Genomic DNA, 23,475 nt, shown 5'->3' with positions numbered 1-23,475 from the left:
GGAATAATCTGTCTTGATAAAAAGCGTAAAACCCTTATATATCAATGGATGGCGAGTGTGCTTTATGACATAACGAGTAAGCACATGCAACTATTAGTTGGAAAAATTAAATATCAATTAGAGAAGGCTTAGAGAGCCTTATTTAATAAGGTACCTACCAAGCTTCTTTATTTAGTGATACCAAAGTTTATTAAAAGGGATAATAACTGAATTTTTTCGTATGATGTTTATAGAATAATTTATTATTTGGTATAAAATAGATATAAAGTAAAAATGATAAAAAGGTTAGGTGGTAAATTTGAAAGTCGAACTTGTTGGTTTTAACAATAATTTTGAAGTAGAAGTAAAAAAAGATTTAGAAAACAAGATATTGCATATTTTAGAAATAGATACAAGTGTAAATAATTCTCTAGTTAATGTAATTGATATAAATAATAATCAGGATAGAATTGTAAAGAAGATGGGTCTACATAAAAATGAATGGGATTTTATGTTGTATAGTCTTTGGAATAATTCGGTGTATAAATTTGAAAACGATGTATTAAAGGAAGTGATAGATCGTAATTTCGATAAAATATTTATTGATTATTACAATTCTATTAGCAGAAAAAAAAATCTAGGACATTACATTACAAAGTTAAATATAGAGAATCTTAGACATTTATCGGAGATGGAAATTGTTTTATCTACTGATGAAAGAAAACACTTAATTCTTACTGGGAAAAATGGAAGTGGTAAAACTTCTGTTTTATTAGCTTTAAAAAAATATTTGCACTCTATAGAAGGTGACCAATTTAATAATCTTGAAAGAATGCAGAACGCTTTAAAGGCTAATGAAGAAAGACTAATGTTAGCAGAAAAAAACAATGAAAATTGTGATACTTTGTATCAGGAAAGAGAAGGTATAGAAAGTTACTTAGAAAGTTATTTTATGGGGGTGACACCAGATTTTAATACTAGAAATAATTTAGTAAATGAATTTAAAAAGGGGAATTTTATTCTTGCTTATTTTGATTCTAAAAGAGTTACTAGAATGATTGAACCAGAAGCTATAAAAAAAATAAATTCTAATATATCATATTCAATTGACTCAAATCCTGGAAATGTCTTTGTTCAATATTTAGTAAATCTAAAAGCAGAACAAGCTTTTGCAAATCAGGAAAATGATATTGAAACGGTAGAAAAAATTACAAAATGGTTTAATCGCCTTGAGCTAAATTTACAAGATCTATTTGAAAGTAAATCTTTAAAGATTAATTTCGACTTTAAATCTTTAAATATATATTTTAAAGAAGATAGAAAAGATAAATATAGTTTTAATACCTTGTCAGACGGATTTTCGTCGGTTATTAATATTGTTTCAGATTTAATTTTACGAATGGAAAATAACGTGAAAATTGAAACCAGTTACGATGTAGAAGGTATAGTACTTATAGATGAAATTGAAACACATTTACATGTAAGTCTCCAAAAGAAAATTTTACCTTTCTTAATTAATTTATTTCCCAATTTGCAGTTTATAGTTACTTCACATTCTCCATTTGTACTAAGTTCTATATCAAATGCAATTATTTATGATTTAGAAAATAGAATTAGGTTGGATGATTTGTCAGGTTATTCATATGAAGGAATAATCGAAAGCTACTTTAATACTAATCAGTACGGGGAAGAGTTAATAAAAAAATTAAATAAATTAGAGGTGTTATTATCAAAAGAACAAAAGAATGAGGACGAAAAAATAGAATTAATAGAATTAGATTCATTCTTTAGGGGACTCCCAGATGAACTTTCAGAGGAAGCGAAACTTAAGTATTATACATTAATTAATAGTTATGGTAGGTGGAATTTTTAATGATTACAATTAAGAAATCTGAAATTCCGCCTAGCTCTTTGGAGATTGAAAAAAAGAAAGCAAGCGGAAAATATAATAAAGAAGATGTAATTAAACAGTTAAAAGAAGAATTTCATAATAAATGCTATATTTGTGAACATGATGGACCTACAAATATTAACGTAGAACATTTTATTCCACATAAAGAGGATATTGATCTTAAGTTTGATTGGGGAAATTTATATTATGCTTGTGGTCATTGTAATAATACTAAACTTGCTAAATATGATAATATTTTAAATTGTACTTTAGAAGATGATGACGTAGAAAATAATATCAGACTTCATATAGATTTGTTCCCTAGAAAATTCGTTTCGGTAAGTTCAGTTAAAGCTGATATAAAAACGCTCAACACAGTTGAATTATTAGAGAAAGTTTATAATGGAAGTACTGCAACTAAAAATATCGAAGCTCAAAACCTTAGAGAATATCTAATAAGTGACTTAAGAGATTTTCAAAAATCTATATTTTTATACTATGAGGCAGAAAAATATTCTGAAACTGAGAATATGGAATTAATTAAGAATAAAATAAAAAGGCATTTACATGATGCTTCAGCATTTACGTCTTTTAAGAGATGGATTATAAAAGATTCAGAAGAATTGATGAAAGATTTTGGTGAATTATTTTTAAAGCCAAGTGTTCAATGATCCTAAATTATTTTTTAGTAATCCTTTATATAGAAAAGTCTATCGATTCAATAAAATCGATAGACTTTTTATATTTATAGTGAGGAAATACTTCATTTTTTATATTTGAAATATTGATTACCTTGGAATTTAGTACTCTTGACTTCTGTATTTTTTAATTTTATAGAGCCGCTCAGACTAGTAGCTATTTCAGAATTTACATTAGGATATAAATGTGAATATGTACTTAGTGTAGTTTTAATATCTTCGTGCCCTAATCGATCTTTAATAATGAGAGGATTAGCATTATACTCATTGATTAAAAAAATGGGGAGTGAGAATGACGTAACCCTTTAGCTTAAATAGGCTTAATCCCAGCTAATGTAGAGGGACGTTTTAAAATTCTTATATGTTTTAGATCTGATTGCTAATTATAGTTTCGAGGAATTATTGCTTTTATATAAATTTATTGAGTGTGAGTTTTCTATGGAAACCGGCACTTTTTTAGATAAGAGGAAAATTTATCTGATGGCTAAAAATGGTGTGTAGTATTATTAAGGGAGATTACAAATTAGACCAACTAAAAGCGTGAAAACATGTCAATATGGAGCTGTAAGAGATACTTGCTATGAGTGTGTTAGCAGGTATTTTTGTCTCATTTGCGGGTAATTTTAATTTTATTAAAAGGGAAGTTTTAGAGTACAATAGAAGAAGTAAGGTTGTAAATTACATGTTAAAGGAGCTAAAGATTATGCCTGTGTATAATAAATTAGTAAGAGATAAGATTTTAGAGATTATCGAAGCAGATGGGTTAGCTTATAACGCTCGAATATTAGAGTCTAGTGAGCTTTTAAAGGAAGTTAAGGCGAAGATGATTGAAGAAGCTAAAGAGTTTTATGCGGCAGATACTACTCATGAGAGCGTTGAAGAATTAGCTGATGTATTAGAGTTAGTACATACAGCTATCAGTGCGTTAGGTGTAAGTTATGAAGAACTAGAAGCGATTCGTAGGCAGAAGAAGGCTAAACGTGGGGGATTTGAAAAGGCGATATATTTAATAGATGTAGAGGATAAGTAACCAATTTTCAATGGAGTGTCTAGATGAATAATTACTTAGAAAATGATAATACCTTGGAATCGAATTTTCGCTCGATTTACTTGTTTGGAAGAAACGTAGCAACTTATAAATTTGCTTTCGCTAAAACATTACTTGAATTAGGCGAAAGTAATAAAAGTTTTGTGAGCTTAGAAGAATTATCCCCTATATTTGCAAAGTATATGTTAGAGCATATTAGGAATGGGAAACGACAAATAACAAGTCAGTCATCTAGGTTTATTAGTGCATTAGATTTATTTCATCAAAACCAAATTACGTGGGAACAGTTACTTGAGGTTACTGTAAAAGTAGGGTTTAACAATGTTATAGATGCCTTCCATAACATTCCTAATGGTGAGCTGGATAAAAGATTTTATGAGAAGTCCATACAAGGAAAGACTTTAGGTATTAGTTTGACTGATAGCATATATTTGTTGAATGAAAGTTCACAAAAAGAAAATATTTTCATTGAAATTGAAGGTAGATGGAACTTAGTAGAAAACGCATGGACTGAACGAAATCCAAAACTAGAAGTTCAGTTTGATACAGACCTTGAGCAGTTTTTCTTTTTAAAGCCTATAACTCCACAGCAGTTTATGTTATCACATGAAAGAATTAATTTAACTTCTGCTAGAAAGCCATTAAATGGGTATCAAAAGGGCAAATGCTTCTATTGCTATAGACCGATTTCAATTGAAAGTAACCAATTGAATACTTGTGATATAGATCATTTCGTGCCACTATCAACACAGTTCAACAGTACACATGATTTAGACCTAAATGGTGTTTGGAATCTAGTTCTAAGCTGTCAGGATTGTAATAGAGGAGAAGTTAATGGAAAGTTTGCTAGACTACCTGAAGACCATCTTTTACAACGGTTGTATAAACGTAATGAGTATCTAATCGAAAGTAATCATCCACTAAAAGAAACGATAATTATGCGAACAGGGAAAAACCCGCAGAAAAGAGCAAGCTTTTTAAATACTATATATGGTTTTGCGAAGTCCATAAATAGATCTAAGTGGCAACCTAAATTTGAATATGATGTTGGGTTTTAACTATGTAATTTTTATGTGAAGATTGGATTAACAACAGGGGCGGGGTTTCCGATATTGTGGTATAGTGTGTCATTGTTTAAAGATGACCTGATAGAGCCACACGAATAGGGGGTATTAACGAAACTATTATATTAAAAATTAAATGGTCTCTCGAAAATGGGAGACCACGAGAGACCAAAATGAGTGTATTTTAATTAGAAGAATTACTAGCAGTAATTAATTTTATTTGAAAGTTTGATTCTTATAAGTATCTCAAAACCCTGTCATGTCAAGCATTATCAATTTTAACTGTATCAGACCACATCATCACTGGTGAAGTAACAACTTCAGAAGAACGTCAAACGACTTTCAAAGATATGTTGATTGTACTCTTTATGTTTTATAAATCTTATATTACAATTAAAAGGTAAATATTGTATATTTTTTCCAGATAAACTATTTTAACTAAAACTACATAGCTAAAGAGGTAAATATATGAGTATTAGAGACACTTTACAAGAAATAATGATAGGAAAACAGAGTGGAACTAGTGTTGATGAATTAGTTACAGAAACACTTAAAAAGGAGTTAGAAGCTTTACCTGTAGTCACGGCGGATGGAAATTTACATATTTATGGTCGTACCGCAACAGGTGGGCAATCGTTTGTTCCTTGGGTGGGAATAATGAATAAACAATTAACAACAACTGTTCAGCAGTCAATTTATCTAGTTTTTTTATTTTCTCAAAATGGAAAAAAAGTTTCTTTTTCATTAAATCAGGGCGTAACTTATCTTGATGAATTAAGAAAAGAGATAAATGATAAATCTGTAAAAAAACTAGACTTCTTTGAAGCAAATGCAAAGGTTTTATTAGAAAAAATTAATGATCAAGATGGATTAGTCACTGGGAAATTAAACTTAGTAAACGATCAAAAACAAGATTCTAGTGGTCGTAGTTACCAACATTCTAACATTATAGCGAAAGAGTATGAAGTAAATAATTTACCTAGTGAAGCGAAAATTATTAATGACATAGAAATAATGCTCGGAAAATATGAAGAACTTCAAGGGAAGATAGGAGATTATAATTCATTTATCAAGAATAATTTTTATAAAGCTCTCCGTTATCTTGATAATAATGAAAAACAAAAAGAAATAAGAGAAAGTGAACTTAAAATGACTAACCCAGACGAAGTAGTGGTGTTGTCAACTGAAAATACCTTTGATGAAAATAGAAGGCCTAATAATTCTGGTGGAAGTTCATCGGGACGGGGAAATACTATTTCTGATAAGAACTTAAAAGCACAGCTAGATCAACAAAATAGGGTCGGGGATTTAGCCGAGTTAGAGGTTTTAAATTATTTTAAAGAAAAAGTTAGAGCAAAGTTTGGAGAAGAAAAGGCCAAAGAAGTTGTTCAAATTTCAAAAAAAGTAGGACATGGACTTGGATATGATATTAAAGCGTTTGATTTAGATAAAAATACTGCTCAAGAAATTCATATTGAAGTTAAAGGAACAACGTCTAATAATTATAAACAGCCTTTTTTTATGAGTATTAATGAAATAAGAAAATTAGTGGCAAATGAACGTTTACGTATTGTTAGGGTATTAGGTGTAGGTAGTGGACAATCTAAATTCATGATTTATGGTGGATTTGAGAATTATGTTTCGCTTGATGAACTATTAACTAATAAATTTAATGCTGAGCCAATTAACTTTAAAATAAATGGTATCAAAATTAATTAGAAGTATTTCTTCTTGTAATTTCATTTTACTGTTAGTTCGAATCAACTGAAAGGCGCTTAAAACCCTTTAATCCAAGGGGTTTAGGCGCTTTTTCTTATTTGAGAATCGTTTAGAAAAGGATAGGAAATGAAAAGTTTCCACACATTTTCTACACAAGAAAGTGTTGTTTGAAATTTATCTGTTCTGAATTTAGCTCGAACTCTCCTGATTTGTCGAGACGTGGCGATGGTAGTACTTTATTAAAAAATTTCAGTTGTTAACGAGGTTTTACTAAAAAATAAGCTTAAGCAGCGTGGATTAGTAGGACAACAATTTACAAAATAAAACAATAAATTTAAAATATAGAAGAAATTTATATATAAATCTAATGGAAATGCAAAGTACACTTTGTAACTTACTTAGGGATAAGTAACTGAACCATCAGAAGGTGGTGTTGATGAATATGAGGTATAGATCTAATATAGAAAGTAGGTAATAACCTTCAATCGCTTGGGGCTCTATGTTTGGCATAAAGCTCGTGAATTGCAATTGCAAGGACTATTGAGAGTATTAACTTAGTTTAAGGTGAAAATGAAAAACTGAATTGCTTTGAAATTCTGAGGAATAGAAATTTCATCTGCAGTTAATTTTTTTTTTTGCTTTTTTATAGGATGATTACTTAGTTATGATAAGGGTTATATTTTTGGAATTGTGATAACATTTAAGTGGAATAATGGAATATATATAAGGAAATTCATGTGTTATTGAAGTGGCTTTCTGTTATTTTCCTATAACATAAGATATATTTTATCTTCTTTATATTAGCTATAATAAGAATAAGTATATTATTTTTAAAATTATTGAGGTGATTTTTTTGGCTGTACATAAATATCTAATTGACCAAATTTCGATGAATTGGATTCATGCGATTTTTCAATATTTAGAAGATGACATGGCGATGGAAGAACTAGTCGAAACCGCGGAAGATGAAGGAATTGAATTTGGCAAACGTCGCGATGTATTTAATCGTTTGATCGATTTAAATATTCTTGAGAAATATACGGAACAGCGTGTGAGCCATTTACGTTGGACAAGCTTCGGCAATGTAGTGCGTGCTTTATATGTGAAGAGCGCATCAAAATTACCGTATTTACTGCATATTTTACAATTAGCAAATGCTTTTAACCCGAAGGCAAAGCGCTATTTTACAACTTATTATTACATTACGGATTTACTATTAGAGCAAGAAAATAAAACAGAAGCTTCAAAAGTTTTTGAGGTTTTATATAGCCGATTGGCAGCACATTATCCAGATGATGCAATCGAAGGAATCGAAAAATCAACTATCGGTAAATCGACGGTATTTTTAAAGGAAGTTTTAGATGAAAATTTCACACCGCTAACATTTATTGATCCAACTTTAATGGTTTTTGGTATCCAGCAATATATTGAAATGAAAACAGGCGAGCGAGATGGCCGAATTTTAATTACAGCAAAAGAGCGTAAAGAGCTATCGAATATTTTACTTATTACACCAAGTCAGTTTGAGCAGCATTTAGAAAAAACGAATAAGTATACAAAAGCTTTTGAATCACGCTATTCAACGGCTGGAACAATTTTAAATTCTTTGAAAATTATGAAGCTATAAGGTGGTAGTTTTATGAACGAAAAATTACTAGAATTACAGAAAGTGTTATTAAAAGAACCGGTTATTCAAACTCATACATCAGAGGCATTAATTACAACTCCTAGCCAAGTGGAGAGCGATTATTTACGCCACGCAAGTACACATATGTCGTTAGGTGATACGAAAGAGCTTGAGAGGCTAATACTTTCAAAATTCAAAGCAAATAAAACATTTGCTGGTTTAACGACTGGTGATTTCGGTTTAGGGAAGACGAGCTTTTTAGTATACCTTTGGAAAAGCATGTCGGATAAAAAAATTATGGCGGTTCCACCATTCAGTTGGCGTTCGCTTGATAGTATTTTCACAACGGTTTCTGGATGGATTAAATATAAGTTGGCGCAAGAAAATACGACAGCATTAGCAGCGTTTGAAGAAATTGCTGAAGTGTACCAAGAAAAAAATGCTGAAGAAGAAATCGAAAAGTTAGTAAATAACGGTATGAGCCGTTCGAAAGCAACGAACTATGTGTCTGATGCAATTGCGAGTGGGACGTTAATTTTAAAACGAAATGTCAGTGAGCTACTTCAATTTTTAGATGAAGTGTCGGACTTTTTAAAAACAGTCGGCTATGAAGGATTAATCGTATGTTTAGATGAGTTGCAAATTACAGTAAGTGAGCTTTCACCTGAACGTACCTTTTTACACTTATTCGAAATTTCGAACCATACGTTAAATCGCCAAAAAAGCTATGGTATTATGATTGGCTTACCGATGAATACATTTGTTCAAATGCGAGAAGTAAAGGCCGATGCGTTAGACCGTTTTGGCGAGCAACGATTAATCGTGGACTTGTCACGTATTTACGATGAAACATTTGCAGTTTCTTTATGGAATCGTTATGTGGAATATTTTGATTTTAAAGATATTGCAGATGAAATTATCGATTCATATGCGTTAAAAGGATTAGGTGAAATAACAGATTCAGCTCGTAAAGAGATTGGTAACGGTCCGCGTTCAGTTATTTCAGCATTCAATGCAATCATTGAGCACTATACGACAGAAAAGAAGCCGTATACGCTCATTCGTTTAGTAGAAGATATTATGTCCAATAAAATTTTATTAGGGCAGCGTTCTAAATATGTAGCGAAAATTAAAGAAGTGTTGAAAAATGCGGATAATCGTCCAGAGGTTGTGCCGTTTATTTATACTGTAGCTGGCTTGCCGCAAGGGTGTAAGCCGGAAGTTTTAACTTACTACAATGTGTTAAATGAAGAAAGCAACCAGCTATTAAAAGAGTGGCTTGGAAAAGAAATTACGCAAAGTAAATTAGTCGGCTATAAGTTAGTCATTTTAAATGAAACGACAACCGCTTTAGATTCTTTCTATGAGCGTTCAATTCGCTACTTTAATATGTCCTTCTCTGCAAAGTCAGAAAAAATGAAGGAAGGCGCATTAGTCGCGTTCAATGAAATCATCATTCCAGAATTATTCCGTGAGAAGGATAAGCTAGGATGGGCTTGTACGTTTGAACAAGAAACGGATCGTGAGCTGGAATTTATGAAGGCTGACAAAGGTTATTTTACTAATATTGGCGGTACTTTTGATAGAACGAGTATGACCTATCCGAATCGTTTATTGCAGCTAATTTCTTACTATATGGAAGATGGGACACCAAAAGTAAAAAAGCCAGCCGATGATCGTCGATACCGTTTTGTAGGGAACTGGTTTTTTGCATTGCAGTTAAATGACGAAGATAAGAATGAATTAGCACAAGCAACGAAAAATCAATTTTCTTATCAATTTAAACTTAATATTTCAAGAAAGCTAAATGATGAGCTGTTAATTATTTCAGATATCGTAGAAGAAGATACGTTAAGTGTGTTATTTGGGTTGAACTTTTTACATTATCTAGAGCATTCTACCGACATTCCACCGAGTGAATTAGCTGAAATTGAATTTAATAAGCAAGAAATTATCGACAATATTATTACTACGTTATTTACAGAAGAATTGAAAACAATTCGTAATGCGAGTTTTGAAGTTGAATCACATGGTAAACGCTTATTACAGGAGTTGTTTGAAAGCATGTGTAAACGCCGATTCCCGGATTACCATGCATTAATTACGACGAGTCAAAGTAGAAGACGTTTAACGAACTATAAAAACTATTTAGGAAACGAAAACGTTCCGGTTGAAGTAAAGCGAGGATCGAAGCCTTTAGCGAAAGATTATAAACGTATGTCAATCCCAGATCGAAAAATGAGTATTTTTGACCGTTTTGGCGTATCGAGTTTACAGCCTTTCGAAAGTATTATGAAGGAATTTCCGAAAATGTTTGAACTAACATCAGTAGGTGATTTATATGTAAAGCCGCACCCAGCAGAGCTGTACTGTCTTGAGCAATTAAAAGAGTCAACGTATACAATTATGGTCGATAATAAGCCGTGCCAATCGCTTACGGTAAATAAGCTTGCAGAACAGCTGCTAGAGCTGGGCTATTTCCAAGATGAATCGCAAGAATTTATATTAATTGGAGCATATCGCCGTTTGTTCCATTTTGACCCGAGAACGAATGTTATTTACTTTAAACCATTAACGCTTGAAGAATGGAAAATGGAATTAACAGAGCGCCTGCAAAAAATTCAATTATTAGATGATGAAATTGAATTACAGGGCTTAACGGCAAAAAATAATTTGCAATTAGCGGAAGAAAAAATCGAGTCTGTATCAGACGAAGATAGCTATCAGCAATTATTGCTTGAGCTAATTCAGCTAGAGAAAGTTAGCTCAGGGCAAATGTCTGTAAATGTAAATCAGCAATTGAATATTATTACAGACCGATTGATGAAGACGACGAATGAGCTTCGTGAAATTACAACGAAAATCGAACAAGTTCAAATGACGGACGAAGTAGAAAAGAAACTATGGTTTGAGCAGCAAGATACTTTAAAAGCAAAGCTAGATGAGTGCCATGAAACATTTAAAGGAATTTCGCAAAACCATGCAGCTATTCTAAAAACGTCTGCGAATGACTTCAAGGCAAATATGAATGGTCATGAGAAATTTGCCGAGTCAATGGAACAAATCCAGCAATTGAATAAAGATATAGATGAGATCGTTGCAGCGCGTAAAAATCTGAAACAGCAAGTGGAAGCATGGAATAAGTGGGAAGATTATTTCCTATTACGCATAGAGCTGCGCGATTTATTGAAGGTGTTAGCGGATACGGGGCAAACAAACTTAGTGTCTGCTATTGAAGAAATCGATAATGAGGTCGCAAGTAGCTGGAAAGAGGATGCACAGTTAGCTGCGGCACCGTATATTACGAAGTTAAGTGATATTCGAAAACATATCTATGAAGAGTTACGTAAATCACGTGAAACATTTAATGAGAAAAAAGAAGCGTATCAACAGTTTTTAGTTAAAGGTCTGCTGAAACAAAAACTATTAACGCAATTTAATGAGCAGCAACAATTTGAGAGTTATCAATCGCTTGAAAAGGAATATTTACTAGTGTTATCGAGCCAGCTCGAAAAATGGACGAAAGATGTGGACGTTTTAGAGCAAAGGTTAACGTATTTGCAACAAATTATGGAGAAGGATGTTGCAGAAGTGGAGGAAATTGTTTTCGGTATTTCAGGTGATTTATTTGACGTGAAAGCTTTATTGGATGAAGCGGCGGATTTACGAAAGTTAAAAGCATTCCAAAGCTTTAATGAGCGAATTAATCAAGCTAAAGATTTAGTAGCAAATGCAGTTCAAAAGGAACCTTTAACAGAGAAGGAAGAGGTTTTATTAAATAGTATGAATACGAATAATTTAACTCTTGAGGAGCTTATTTTAAACTATGAGCAAAACACAGAGTCATTAAATTTAGAGGAGGTACTAAATTTAATGGTTGGTCTCTTTAAGAAGAACCATATTAATATTCGTGTGGAAAAAGGAGGCTCAAAATAGATGGCGAAGCTTCATAGTCCAAATGAATTTGTGACAAAAGGAGAAAAGCAGCTCGTTCAGTTTTTAATGAACGAGCTACCAGATGATTATCATATTTATTGCAACTTTGAAATTCCTTCTGGACGAGGAATGTTTGTCGAATATGATGTTGTCGTCATTGCGCCGCATGCGATTTATGTAATTGAAGATAAGTATTGGCACGGCAAAATAACAGGAAATGAATTAAATATTTTCCTTTCATCTGGTGAATCACGTAAAAACCCTTACCAGCAGGCGACTCGTCAGGCAAAAATTTTAAGCTCTTATTTAGCGAAGAAAAATAGTAGTTTGAAATATTTTTGGGTAGAGCAGATTGTTCATTTTAGTGGCGACAATGTTGTCATTGATATTCAAGGAAACAATTCAAGTAAAATGCATACGTTTGAGACGGTTGCTGAATTTATTCAGCAGCCAGAACGTTTACCGATTCAACAAAAAACATTATCGCCTGAAGAAAACCGTTCATTAGTTGAGGCATGTCTAAATGAATTTAGTATTTTTAATGCTACGTATGCTAGACAAGAGGCAACAGAATTCGGGAAATATAAAGTGATTGAAAAGGGCGATAATCAGCGCGAATTTTTCAATGAGTATGTCGTATATGATCCAGACATCGGCGATCAAACACGCTACTTATTACGAGAGTATTTTGTCGACTCGAAGCTTCAGCAGGTGGACCGTGCGAAACAAATGCATCTAATTAAAAATGATTATTTAACGTTAGAGCGCATGAGCGATGTGAAAGGGATTATTAAGCCGCGTTATGGATTCCATCCAGATGGTAATGAAGAGCGCTTTTGCGTCATTTATCAAATGGTTACAGATGTAGCACCTCTTGATGATTTTTTATTAAATGAAGAAAAGCTAGAGGAAAGTCGCATTCGTATAATGCTTGTGCAATGCTTAGAAATTTTGAAGGAAGTACATCATCATAATGTGATTCATAGAAATATTACGCCAGAAAATATTTTAGTAACACCAGATGATACAGTTTATCTTCATAATTTCGAATTTTCACGACTAGTAACGAATAGCTCAGAGATGACAGTTTTAACATCAATGCTCGATGAAGGCTTGAATACACGTTACATTCCAAGAGAATGGCATGGCGATTATTCGAAAGCGTCAAAAGGGTCTGATTTGTACGCGCTAGGTCGAGTTTTCTATGATTTATTAGTTGGATCGGACCAAGAATTTCCGCGAGAAAATAATGGTTATTTAGTGCCGGTTGAAGGGGTTCAAGATAAGGAGCTAATGCAAGTCATTATCGATATGAGCGCTACATATTCTAAAAATTGGATGTCTTCGGCTGAGGAGGCATTAGTTCGACTTGTCGTAGAAGAAGATGTAAACAAGCAAAAGCCGGCCGAGTTTAAAGTTGGAGCGATTATCGAAAACAAATATGAAATTATAAAGCGTTTAGGCCAAGGCGGCATGTCTTCGGTTTATAAGGTTGTTAATTTAGATATCGGGACGACGTATGCATTAAAGGTGATGCATAATAATCCAGGTAGTTTAGAAATTGCAAAGGCAGAGTATCAAAAACTAATTCCATTAAAGCATGATCATATTGTGCGAATTAATGATATCGATACGTTTGGTAGCAATAAAGCGGTCATTTTAAAAATGGATTATATCGAAGGGAAATCGCTACAAGAGTATTTAGATGGCAATGTAAAGCTATCGATTCAACAAGTGATGCAATGGGCAAAAGAGCTACTAGATGCACTTGTTTATTTGCAAAAACCCGAAAATAAAATTGTTCATGCAGATATTAAGCCCGGCAATGTTTTGATTAATAAAGAGAATAAAGCTGTGCTAATTGATTTTAATATTAGCAGACAAAACGATGATACGAGCTTAGTAGGAATTACACAGCGTTATAGTGCGCCGGATGCTTACATTATTAAAACTGATCCGAGCTTAGACACATATAGTTTAGGCTATTTAATTTTTGTTTTAATGGTTGGCTTAGAGGAACCTGAAATTTCGGTAGAGGTGTTATTGAAGGCTAGACCGAAAATGACATATGCATTAGCTGAATGGATTGTGAAAGCTACTCAGTCGGTAAAGCAAGACCGATTCGCCACACCAGATGAGATGTTAGAGGAGCTAGAGGAATTAGATCATTATACAAAACCGGGCATTATTTTAAATGAAACTAAGGTAAGCTACGATGTGATTCTAAGTATTTTAGAAGATTATTCGGCGTATAGCCATCGTTTAATTCCAAATTATCAAAGCTTATATAGTCAAAGTGCGATTTCAAATGCAGGGACGCGAGGGCTAGATGAATTTAGTAGCGCTAATTATGTGTCAACAAGATTAGATCAACAGTTGCCGAGTTATGTACTGAACGGTAAAAGTCGATTAATTATTATTACGGGTAATGCCGGTGATGGTAAGACAGCATTCATTCAGAACCTAGAACGAATTAATGAAGATAGTGGTGGACAAGTCATTCAGGCTAAAAACAACGGAAAAACGATGGAGTTTAATGGTGGAACAATTATTACGAACTATGATGGTTCACAAGATGAGGACGACCGGCAAAACGAAGAAGTATTAGCGCAGTTTTTTGCACAGTTTAAAGGGGACGAACCGTTTTCAGATTGTGTGCAAAACGAGACGCGAATTATTGCCATTAATGAAGGGCATTTAATGGAATTCTTATCAGATAACAGTTTTACTGGACTACTGAAATATGTAGAAAGCTATTTGCGCAAGCAAGTTATTTTAGATGAGCGGCTAGCGATTATTAATTTAAATTGGCGCTCTATCGTTGCAAAGGATGAGAACGGCTTATCAATCGTTGAAAAGCTACTTGAAAAGATGGCGAATATGGACATTGTGAAAAATTGTACGGTTTGTACGGATGATTATATTTGTCCGATATGTTATAACATTCAGACGCTCAATGATCCAATCGTAGGTCCTATTGTAAAGCAACGTATTTGTACAGTATTTGAAATGGTGCACTTACGAAAAAAATTCCATATGACGATGCGAGATATTCGTTCGGTGCTGTCATACATTATTTACGGAACGCTATCGAGCAAAGAAGTGCGCAACCTAATGAAAATAGGAAGCCCTGAAAGCTTGCAGAAGTTGCACAACCTTTATTATTACAATGCGATTTTTAATGTGGAACAGTCAACTGACCGTTTAATGCAAGAGCTTGGGAAAATCGATTTTGCTAATGTCATTGCACCGCGAATTGAAAGACAGCTATCGATGGTTGAAAGCCAAAAGCAAACATTGTATATGAAAAAGGACTTTTTATATGAAGATAAGGAGCTGGCATTGTTAGACCGTTTTTACGGCTATAAATACGATGACCATGCCGTGATTTCTTACTTCCGCCATTTTGTTAAAGCGAGTAAACGGAAATTTTTCTTTGAGCATGTTGGAGACGAGCAGCTTAATTTATTGCCGTATAAGTCATATGAAAAGTATAACAAGCTATTTAAAGAGGAAAATTGGGAGCAGGAGCTATCGACAATTTTAAGAGCTATTTCGTATTTAGATGGTATTCGCAATCCGTTTGAAAACACGCTTTGCTTCCGCGATAGTAAATGGGTGTCTGAGACGCTTGTTAGTATGCGTGTGTTCCAGGCGGATCAATTTGAATTGCGAACGAACATGATGGATGTTGCGAGTCAATATATTGAAGTTGGGCAAGATACAATTCGCCTCGTTTATAAAGGAAGCGACCGTATTAAGCTTGATATTACGTTAGATATTTATGAAATGCTTATGAAAGTATTGAGCGGCTATATTCCATCTTCGCAGGAAATGAAAGGGCCGTTTATGAATATTATGATTTTTAAACGTCAATTACTAAGTCAGCGCTACGAAGAAATTATGCTCGTTCAGCATGAGCAAGTATTCAAAGTAATGAAAACAGGTGAAGTTATTAAAATTGAGAAGGAGATGATGATATGACGTTAAGGAAGCATAAAGAATATCAAATGTCTCAAATTATACGTGTATATGCAAAGTCAATTAATAAAGATCGTATGATGCTCAATCTCCTTCCTTTAATTAAACACAATGGAAAGAAAGTAAGCTTTAAAAAGGCTAATTTTACGAAAGAAGATGTATTCGAAACAATCTATTCTAGCGATTATTATTTTGAAAACTTCGGAGACTATAAAGGAGTCGTAGAAAGCTGGCTGGAAAATGACTATATGGATTTAATTAATAAAGAAAGTACGACGCAGGAAAAGCGTTTTGTGTCGATTTTACCGATTACATTAAATGTCTATAAAGTCACAAATACAAAAAATATCGAAGATTACGAGAGCAGTGACCAAATTTGGGTGATGCTAAAGCATGCTGATTGCGAGCGTTCAGCAGCGGGTGAAACATCAATTATTAAACAATTAAATGATTATTTTAGCGTTGGCTATAGCTCTGATAAGGAACGCATCGAAAATCATGAGGAATTGGATTTGTCGACATGGTTAATATCGAATATTACGAATCAATTTGATGATGTGATCGAAGTATCCGATGTGCAGGCGGAGACGACCGATCCTTTATTATGTATGGCACAGGCGCGTATCTTAGCCGATGATGTGGAAAGGCTATTACAGTATCAGGATGTGATGGCGCGCCCAGCGTTAATCGAGTCGTTGTCGCAGTTATTTGTTTTACATATGGGTCTTTATGTATTACGAGTTGCCCGTATTTTACCTGTTGCGATTCAAAATAAAACGATCGCGCCAAGCTGTACTTGTCATGAGCAGCTAACAGTAGAAAAAGCGTATGCGTGTGATTATAAACCAAAATTCCAAATGGATATGCAACCGAAATACAGTTCAAAATTAGCAAAAATTTCGGCGCGCAATATCGATATGCATGAGCAACAATTGTATGCGCTTTATGAATCGCTTGTTATTTTGCGTAAAAAGCAAGATTTTATGATGCATACGCTCAATCAAAAGAAATTCACAATCGAAGAAATTGTAAGCTTTGATTTACAACAATATTGGAGTCAATGTGAAAATTACTTTAAACAACAATATGAGCAATTAAATGACCTGTTAGAAGTATTACCTAATATTACAGAAAATTATTTTGAAAATTATATTGCTGCGATTGTACAAAACTTCGGTAAACACTTTGTAGGATTCTATAAGCGCTTATTAAGTGTTTGCTTTGGTAAAAACTTAGATCGAGGCATTTTAATGCAAACAGCTTCACATAAAAAGTATTCACTCGGTATTGAGCTGTTAGATACGATTATGCATTTAGCGATGATTGAAAAGCGAGAAGGTGTTTATGAAAATAAGGTTTTACGTTTAGACCAGTTCCTCACTTTTTTAAGAGAGCGCTACGGCTTTTATATTGACGAGCTGTTAGAGGATTACGATCAAAGCCAATTTTATAGTGCCATTCGAGAAAGTAAAAAATATTTAACGATGAAGCTACAGGAAATCGGCTATTATGAAGCGTTAAGTGATGCATATAATACGCAATGGTTAATCGCTCGATATGATATTTCTAGGAGGGTAAGCTATGAATAAAGCGCTTGAGCAAAAATTAAATGAACGCGTCGGTATATTTGTAGCAGATGAGCTAGCGAAACATTTGAATACAAAAAATAGAGGACATTGTATTCAAGTAACGGATTTGAAAAAGGAAATCATGGTTTCCGCAACGCGCTTATTAAATAACCAACATAATACCGGCTTGTTCGAGATTTACACGCTTGTAGCTCAAACGAAGGTAGATTTAGAGACATGGGAAATTCATGCAACAAAGCTTGTTGAACGACGAAATGCGGAGGAGAAAATTTTAGCTGTTTTCATTCCACATGATTTAAAAACAGCTGCTGAAGACTCTTTTGATATCGCAACGTTTGAAGTTGTGTCGTTTCAAGATGTGTTTAAAGACTTAAGCACTCAGCTTTTAGCAGAGGTTTTTGAATGCTTAAACGAAACAGGCGATGGCTTATTAGTAACGGATAAAGTAGATAAGCTATTTAAAAAAATTAATACTTCTTGGAAAGTGCCATCAGAAATTGACTGGTGCTACTATTTGTTAGCCCTTTTAGAAGAGCGTTGTTCGGTAGAAGCATTCGGTAAATACTTACCTTATTTATATTTGATTCCGGACAAAAAGATTTTAGACTTTGACGCACCTGTGCGAATTAAGGAAAACATTTCCATTATGCAAAACTTGCGCGATGTGACGAAATCGATTCAAAGTAGGGTGAACGGTATTCATACCGCAAGATTGGATATTAAAAGTAAGCTATTATCAATTTTGCGTGAATATGCGACAAGGTTAGATTTTGATAATTGGATTCGCAAAGTATTAAACGATCCTTCGCTTTGGGAGACTTTAGATTTCATTAATTGGGATTTAGAAGAGTTATCGGATACGATCCAAACTTTCACATTAAAAGAGCTGAAAGGCGCGGCGTTGTTGAATACGGTAAATGGTTTAGAAATACAGCCATCGAAAGGAAAGCTAGCTGTTCATTACGAAGTAATTCCAGCGCCACCTTACTGTGATGATTGGGCAAAAGTAGCGATACATTTACTTGAGAGTGATGCAACGGAAGAAAACTACAATGTAATTCATCCGATTGCTACATATAAAAAGCCGACAACGAATAAATCAAAGCAAAGTAAATCGGTTTCTGAAAAAAATTTAGAAGAAATGCTATCAACAGCGGTCGTTGGAAACATTAAAATCGGCATCCAAGCGCTTACAAGTGAAGGACAAATATTGGCTTCAGCGGTATCGAAGGAAGTTATCGTTATTAGCGGTAAAACAGGTGCTGACGATGAAGAAGTTGATGTGAAGTCACAGCGTATTGTTGCGGCTGATGGTTCTGATATTTGGATGGCGGATATGATTGACCGTGCACTCCAAAAAGAAGAGGTGGCCTTTGAAACAGAAAATTACGATGTAGTCATGGATGAAAATTCGCTAGTAACAGAACAGATTAAAGTGACGAGCAAGGTTACGAACAAAACCTTTAATCTTTCAAGCAATGTGCTACTTAATAAGCTTCATCGGTTAGTGCTAGAAAAGCCCGACTATTTAGGCATTATAAAAGTGCCAGCTAGTCAACTTACTACCGATGATTTTAATGTGAGTGCACATTATTATGAGGAAAAAAATCTCGTATTAACAGACGATTTACCGGCTTATGAGCAATTTATGAGCAGTCGTAAGTTTTTCTTTAATGCAGTTACAGTAATCGGTGAATACCATTGGGATGAAGTCGTTTCGTTAATAGAGCGTAGAGTGCTTAAGCGTTTTGCGCAACAATATATTGATTCATATAATGAGCTAATTCAAACATTGTTAACGCAAAATACGTTGGACTCACAAAACTTGATTAGTCGTTTACAAACATTAGATTGTGTAGCGATTACGGATAGCGATTACGGCACAACGTATTTAATGACCCCGACACATCCACTAAAGATTGCTTGGCAAATTAATTATGAGACGAAAGCGAATAAGTGGTTGCGTGATTCAATGGTAGTTGAAAATAAGAAAAAAGAATTGGCTCAAATCGAAGGGTTTTTAAAAGAACAAACGAGCAAAAATTATCCGTTTTTATTAAAGGATAAATTTAATAAATGGTACGGTAATATGGATGTCATCGGTCGTAACTGGGGTGTGTATGTCGAAACTGCACATTTATCGGATGAATATTATAAGTTTTATATTCAGCAGCTTTTACAAATTGATAAAAGCTATAGTGTAAGCGCTAAGTTCCCAACGCAAAAGCTTAAAAGCTATGTTCTGCAATATTTAGAAATGCACCCATATTTGACGGGCTTAACGTTCAATATTTTTGAGCCAGGAGATGGGCAAGAAATTGTACAGCTGCTAAATGAGCTATATAAATTGTTTTACGAAGAGCAAAAATATAGTCATTTTATGCAACTACGTATTCAGCTACACTTATTTACGAATGATGAAAAGTTAGTGAATACGATTGGGAAGAAAATTGATCAGCTAATGAAGGTAAACGAAAAAACTACGCAACTACAGGACAGAGTTATTTTTGCTACTGAAAATATGATGTTCCCGCTATTTAGCTACTCGAAGCATCATACGCAGGAGTTTTTCGATAATCCAGAAGCGTTTGACTCGCATTTAACAATTATGAATCAATTGCTAGATGTACAGTTTGGTTATGTGCAGCAGGCGATTTCGAAAAGAGTTCGTTCAACGTATTTGAATGGTTTGAAATACGAATTGACGACAACGACTAGCGGTAAAAGTGCGAATGATTCCATGTCTATATGGAACAAATTTATTTCGTCGAATTATGAGCTAGCAGATGAGCAAGCTCAAAGTTTAAATGAATTGCTAGATACATTCACAAAAATGAGCATGTATTTTGAAAAAAATCATGAACAAGATGTACCAGCAATCACGATGAAAATTACAGCTGAGCAGAAAAAAGAGCTACAAATGATTCATGAAAGTACAGACTGGTTATTGTTGCTTGATGAATATTTAGGCCCTGACTTTTTAGATCGACCTGCCTCGGGTAGAGAGCGCTATCATTTAATTGACTATTCACCAGGTGCCAAGATGAACAATATGTTTGTCTCTACAAATCGACTAAACGAAGTTGAAACGATTGTAGAGCCTGCAATGAAAGGCCTGGACATTTCGATTGAAGAAGAGATGTATCGAGGAATCATCGATAGCTTAAATGCGATTTCTGGACGATTAGTATTGAAATTAAACTCGGTAAACAATCAAATAAAAGGTGCGGTAGGTCTTGCATTATCTCGTCTGTTTTTAAGTGAGGTCAATCGTATCGGAAATAGCGGAAAGCTTATATTGCTCCCCCTAGATTCGCATACAGATTGGTTTAGACAAATGGAATCGCGTAAAATGACTGATTTATTAGCAATTATGTGTGACCCGATGAAGCGAACAATTACATTTAACTTAGTTGAAGTGAAATGGCGTTCACGTTTAAGTCATGATGATTTAATTGATGCGGTTGATTTCAGACGCAATATCGAAGAGCAATTACAGAACAGTGAGCTATTATTAAAGAACAAATTTGATTTCTCGAATAAAAATGAGACTGTACGATTGCAGCAAACGCGTGAGCTAATGGGCTATTTAAAATATTATTTAGAGCGTTCACTACGCTTTAAAAGTATTTCTGAAGTTGGCTACAACGAAGTAGTGAATTTTATTTCGCGTTTAGATGAGCAGCATTATGACATTATCTTTTCGAAGCATGCGTTGCTATTTGTCACTGGGACAAACGATGATAAAATGGTGCATTTAGACGGCGTGACGTATCATCAAGTCGGTAAACAATCGATTGAGCGACTGCTGAATAGTTCCTCGAAGGAGTTTAAAGAAGAGACTGTTATTTTCTCGGACGATCAATTAATGGACCGAGCGACATATTTCTTTAAGCCACCAACAGATGCGACAGTTAAAGGAAATGAACCGGCAGAAGACATACAGGTGGAAGAAGAAGCTCAAGATGAGAAGCTACCAGTTACAAATGTGGAACCGGATGAAACACAAGATGATAGCGATACATTTGAAGATGATGTTAGAGAACAAGATGAATTTGAAGATGAGTTTGATGAACAGGACGAGTTCGCAGAGGAGTTTGAAGAAGAAGCTGTTGTTGAGCCTGTTCAAGAGCCAGTTCGTAAGCAAGCTAATTCATTAAATCCAGATATATTCATCGGTAATACATCACCATCAAAACAATTTGGCTTGTTAGGTAAAGAGGTGACGAGCTCGAAAAAGATTGCATTAGACTTAAATGGAACGAATACTATCAGTTTATTTGGTGTACAAGGTTCTGGGAAAAGTTATTCAATCGGAACAATTGTTGAAATGGCTGTAAAAGAAATAGCGAATGCAAACGAATTACCATCACCTTTAGCAAGTGTCATTTTCCACTATAGTAAGAGCGAAACGTATCAGCCAGAATATACGACATTTAATCAGGCCAATGCAGTTGAAGCGGAAATTCAAATGCTGCAGAAGGAGTTTGGGATTCATCCAGAGGCGATTGAAGATATTGTCTTGCTGACGCCAAGTGATAAATTAACATTACGCAAACAGCAATACCCTTCAATTGATGTGCAGCCGCTTTACTTCAATACGAGTGAGCTAAGCGTAGAAGATTGGAACTTCTTAATGGGGACAGCTGCGAATTCATCTTTATACATTCGTCAGTTGAAATCAATTATTCGAATGAATCGTCATAATCTGAAGTTTTCAGAGATTGAGCATAGTATTGAAGAAGAGGAAATGGAAGAGCGCTCGAAGAAGATATTAAAGCAACGATTGAATTTTGTACGTGAATATATTGATGATACAATGTATTTAAAGGATATTTTAAAACCTGGTCGTATAATTATTGTCGATGTACGTGATGAATTTATTGAAGAGGATGAAGCGTTAGGCTTATTTATGGTAATGCTACGAATTTTCTCTGATGTCATGTATGAAGGGCGATCATTTAATAAACTAATTGTGTTTGATGAGGCGCATAAGTTTATGAAAGGTGAACAGCTGATGGGCAATGTAATCGAAGTGATTCGAGAAATGCGTCATAAAGGGGTTTCCGTTTTAATTGCTTCTCAAAATCCGCCTTCAGTACCTAAAGAAATTATTGAGTTATCAAATATTGTTGTGTTACACAAATTTAATGCACCGGCTTGGTTAAAGCATATTCAAAAGTCTTTAACTGCCGCGGAAAAATTAAGTGCAGCCGATTTAAATTCCTTAAATTCAGGTGAGGCATATGTGTGGGCAAGTAAATCTACGCATAAGCTTTTTGAGAAGGAGCCGCAAAAAGTGAAGCTTCGTCCAAGAATTACACATCATGGTGGCGCTACAAAGAACGCAAATGATATGTAGAAACTGAATAGGTTGGCAAACGATTTAAAAAAGCTTACTGTGAGAATTTTTCTTGCAGCAAGCTTTTTTATAAAAAATGAATGTAATTGTGCTCATTGTCCTCTTTGAATTCTCAAACATTCAAAATATGATTTTACTTCGCAAGGATAAGAGCAATTCTCGTAACTTATCATAGACAGGCTGATGAATCGATATATTATTTTGCAACTTTAATGAAAAGAAGAAAACTTTCACAACATTGATATATCAATGTCGTATTAACTTTAATGATAGGATTTGCATTACCATTTGTAAGATAAATATGATTACAAAATTTTAATGCATAATTTCAAATAATTTTTTTTAAAAAAATTGCCCCCGACAACGCTTATTTTAAGTGAACCGTAGTCAAACTCGTATTCAATATATTAGAAAATGTACTATAAACTATTGAAAACACTGGTATTATAGCTTTCTTTGAGACGGCTTGTTCGACCCCCGCCGTCTCCATACATAGGAATCATATCTATTTCAAAGAGTACCCAAATCCTTCCACATCAAGGGTTTGGGTGTTTTTTGTTTCATTGAGTTTCATCTAATCG

General features: G+C 34.1%; 10 protein-coding genes. All 10 read left to right on the top strand.

The features are described from left to right. Positions 1 to 298: 298 nt before the first annotated feature. Positions 299 to 1,852, top strand: coding sequence for an AAA family ATPase (locus FH508_RS19680; RefSeq protein WP_173479479.1), 1,554 nt, complete (start codon positions 299 to 301; stop codon positions 1,850 to 1,852). Further along, on the top strand, positions 1,852 to 2,541 hold the full coding sequence (locus FH508_RS19675) for an HNH endonuclease (protein WP_173479480.1): 690 nt from the start codon (positions 1,852 to 1,854) through the stop codon (positions 2,539 to 2,541). The genes FH508_RS19680 and FH508_RS19675 overlap by 1 nt, the downstream gene beginning before the upstream one ends. Before the next feature lie 730 nt (positions 2,542 to 3,271). Beyond that, complete coding sequence (locus tag FH508_RS19665; protein ID WP_173479543.1) at positions 3,272 to 3,598, top strand: nucleoside triphosphate pyrophosphohydrolase; 327 nt, start codon at positions 3,272 to 3,274, stop codon at positions 3,596 to 3,598. A gap of 23 nt (positions 3,599 to 3,621) precedes the next feature. Next, positions 3,622 to 4,674: an HNH endonuclease domain-containing protein gene (locus FH508_RS19660; protein WP_173479481.1), complete on the top strand. Its 1,053-nt coding sequence runs from the start codon at positions 3,622 to 3,624 to the stop codon at positions 4,672 to 4,674. Between the two features lie 474 nt (positions 4,675 to 5,148). Continuing rightward, positions 5,149 to 6,399, top strand: a complete 1,251-nt coding sequence (locus FH508_RS19655; RefSeq protein ID WP_173479482.1) for an MrcB family domain-containing protein — start codon at positions 5,149 to 5,151, stop codon at positions 6,397 to 6,399. A gap of 853 nt (positions 6,400 to 7,252) precedes the next feature. Beyond that, positions 7,253 to 8,026, top strand: a complete 774-nt coding sequence (locus FH508_RS19650; RefSeq protein WP_173479483.1) for a hypothetical protein — start codon at positions 7,253 to 7,255, stop codon at positions 8,024 to 8,026. A gap of 12 nt (positions 8,027 to 8,038) precedes the next feature. Beyond that, positions 8,039 to 11,962, top strand: a complete 3,924-nt coding sequence (locus tag FH508_RS19645) for a coiled-coil domain-containing protein (protein WP_173479484.1) — start codon at positions 8,039 to 8,041, stop codon at positions 11,960 to 11,962. Further along, entirely contained in the window at positions 11,963 to 15,946 is a 3,984-nt protein-coding gene (locus tag FH508_RS19640) for a protein kinase domain-containing protein (RefSeq protein ID WP_173479485.1), read from the top strand. Next, entirely contained in the window at positions 15,943 to 17,532 is a 1,590-nt protein-coding gene (locus FH508_RS19635; protein WP_173479486.1) for a methylation-associated defense system protein MAD7 family protein, read from the top strand. Before FH508_RS19640 ends, FH508_RS19635 begins: the two co-directional genes overlap by 4 nt. Beyond that, positions 17,525 to 22,894 carry an ATP-binding protein gene (locus FH508_RS19630; RefSeq protein ID WP_173479487.1) on the top strand — a complete coding sequence of 1,790 codons (5,370 nt, stop codon included), beginning with the start codon at positions 17,525 to 17,527 and terminating at the stop codon, positions 22,892 to 22,894. Before FH508_RS19635 ends, FH508_RS19630 begins: the two co-directional genes overlap by 8 nt. Positions 22,895 to 23,475 lie beyond the last annotated feature (581 nt).

The sequence above is a fragment of the Lysinibacillus sp. CD3-6 genome (assembly GCF_006351725.2).
In the GTDB taxonomy this organism is placed as follows: Bacteria; Bacillota; Bacilli; order Bacillales_A; family Planococcaceae; genus Lysinibacillus.
Note: the sequence above shows the minus strand (reverse complement) of the source record. Positions and strands in the feature narration are given on the sequence as shown.

What these genes read in the sequence shown, in the direction of transcription:
- FH508_RS19675 (WP_173479480.1), top strand. Translation starts at nt 1,852, where the DNA reads ATGATTACAATTAAGAAATCTGAAATTCCGCCTAGCTCTTTGGAGATT.
- FH508_RS19665 (WP_173479543.1), top strand. Translation starts at nt 3,272, where the DNA reads ATGCCTGTGTATAATAAATTAGTAAGAGATAAGATTTTAGAGATTATC.
- FH508_RS19660 (WP_173479481.1), top strand. Translation starts at nt 3,622, where the DNA reads ATGAATAATTACTTAGAAAATGATAATACCTTGGAATCGAATTTTCGC.
- FH508_RS19655 (WP_173479482.1), top strand. Translation starts at nt 5,149, where the DNA reads ATGAGTATTAGAGACACTTTACAAGAAATAATGATAGGAAAACAGAGT.
- FH508_RS19645 (WP_173479484.1), top strand. Translation starts at nt 8,039, where the DNA reads ATGAACGAAAAATTACTAGAATTACAGAAAGTGTTATTAAAAGAACCG.
- FH508_RS19640 (WP_173479485.1), top strand. Translation starts at nt 11,963, where the DNA reads ATGGCGAAGCTTCATAGTCCAAATGAATTTGTGACAAAAGGAGAAAAG.
- FH508_RS19635 (WP_173479486.1), top strand. Translation starts at nt 15,943, where the DNA reads ATGACGTTAAGGAAGCATAAAGAATATCAAATGTCTCAAATTATACGT.
- FH508_RS19630 (WP_173479487.1), top strand. Translation starts at nt 17,525, where the DNA reads ATGAATAAAGCGCTTGAGCAAAAATTAAATGAACGCGTCGGTATATTT.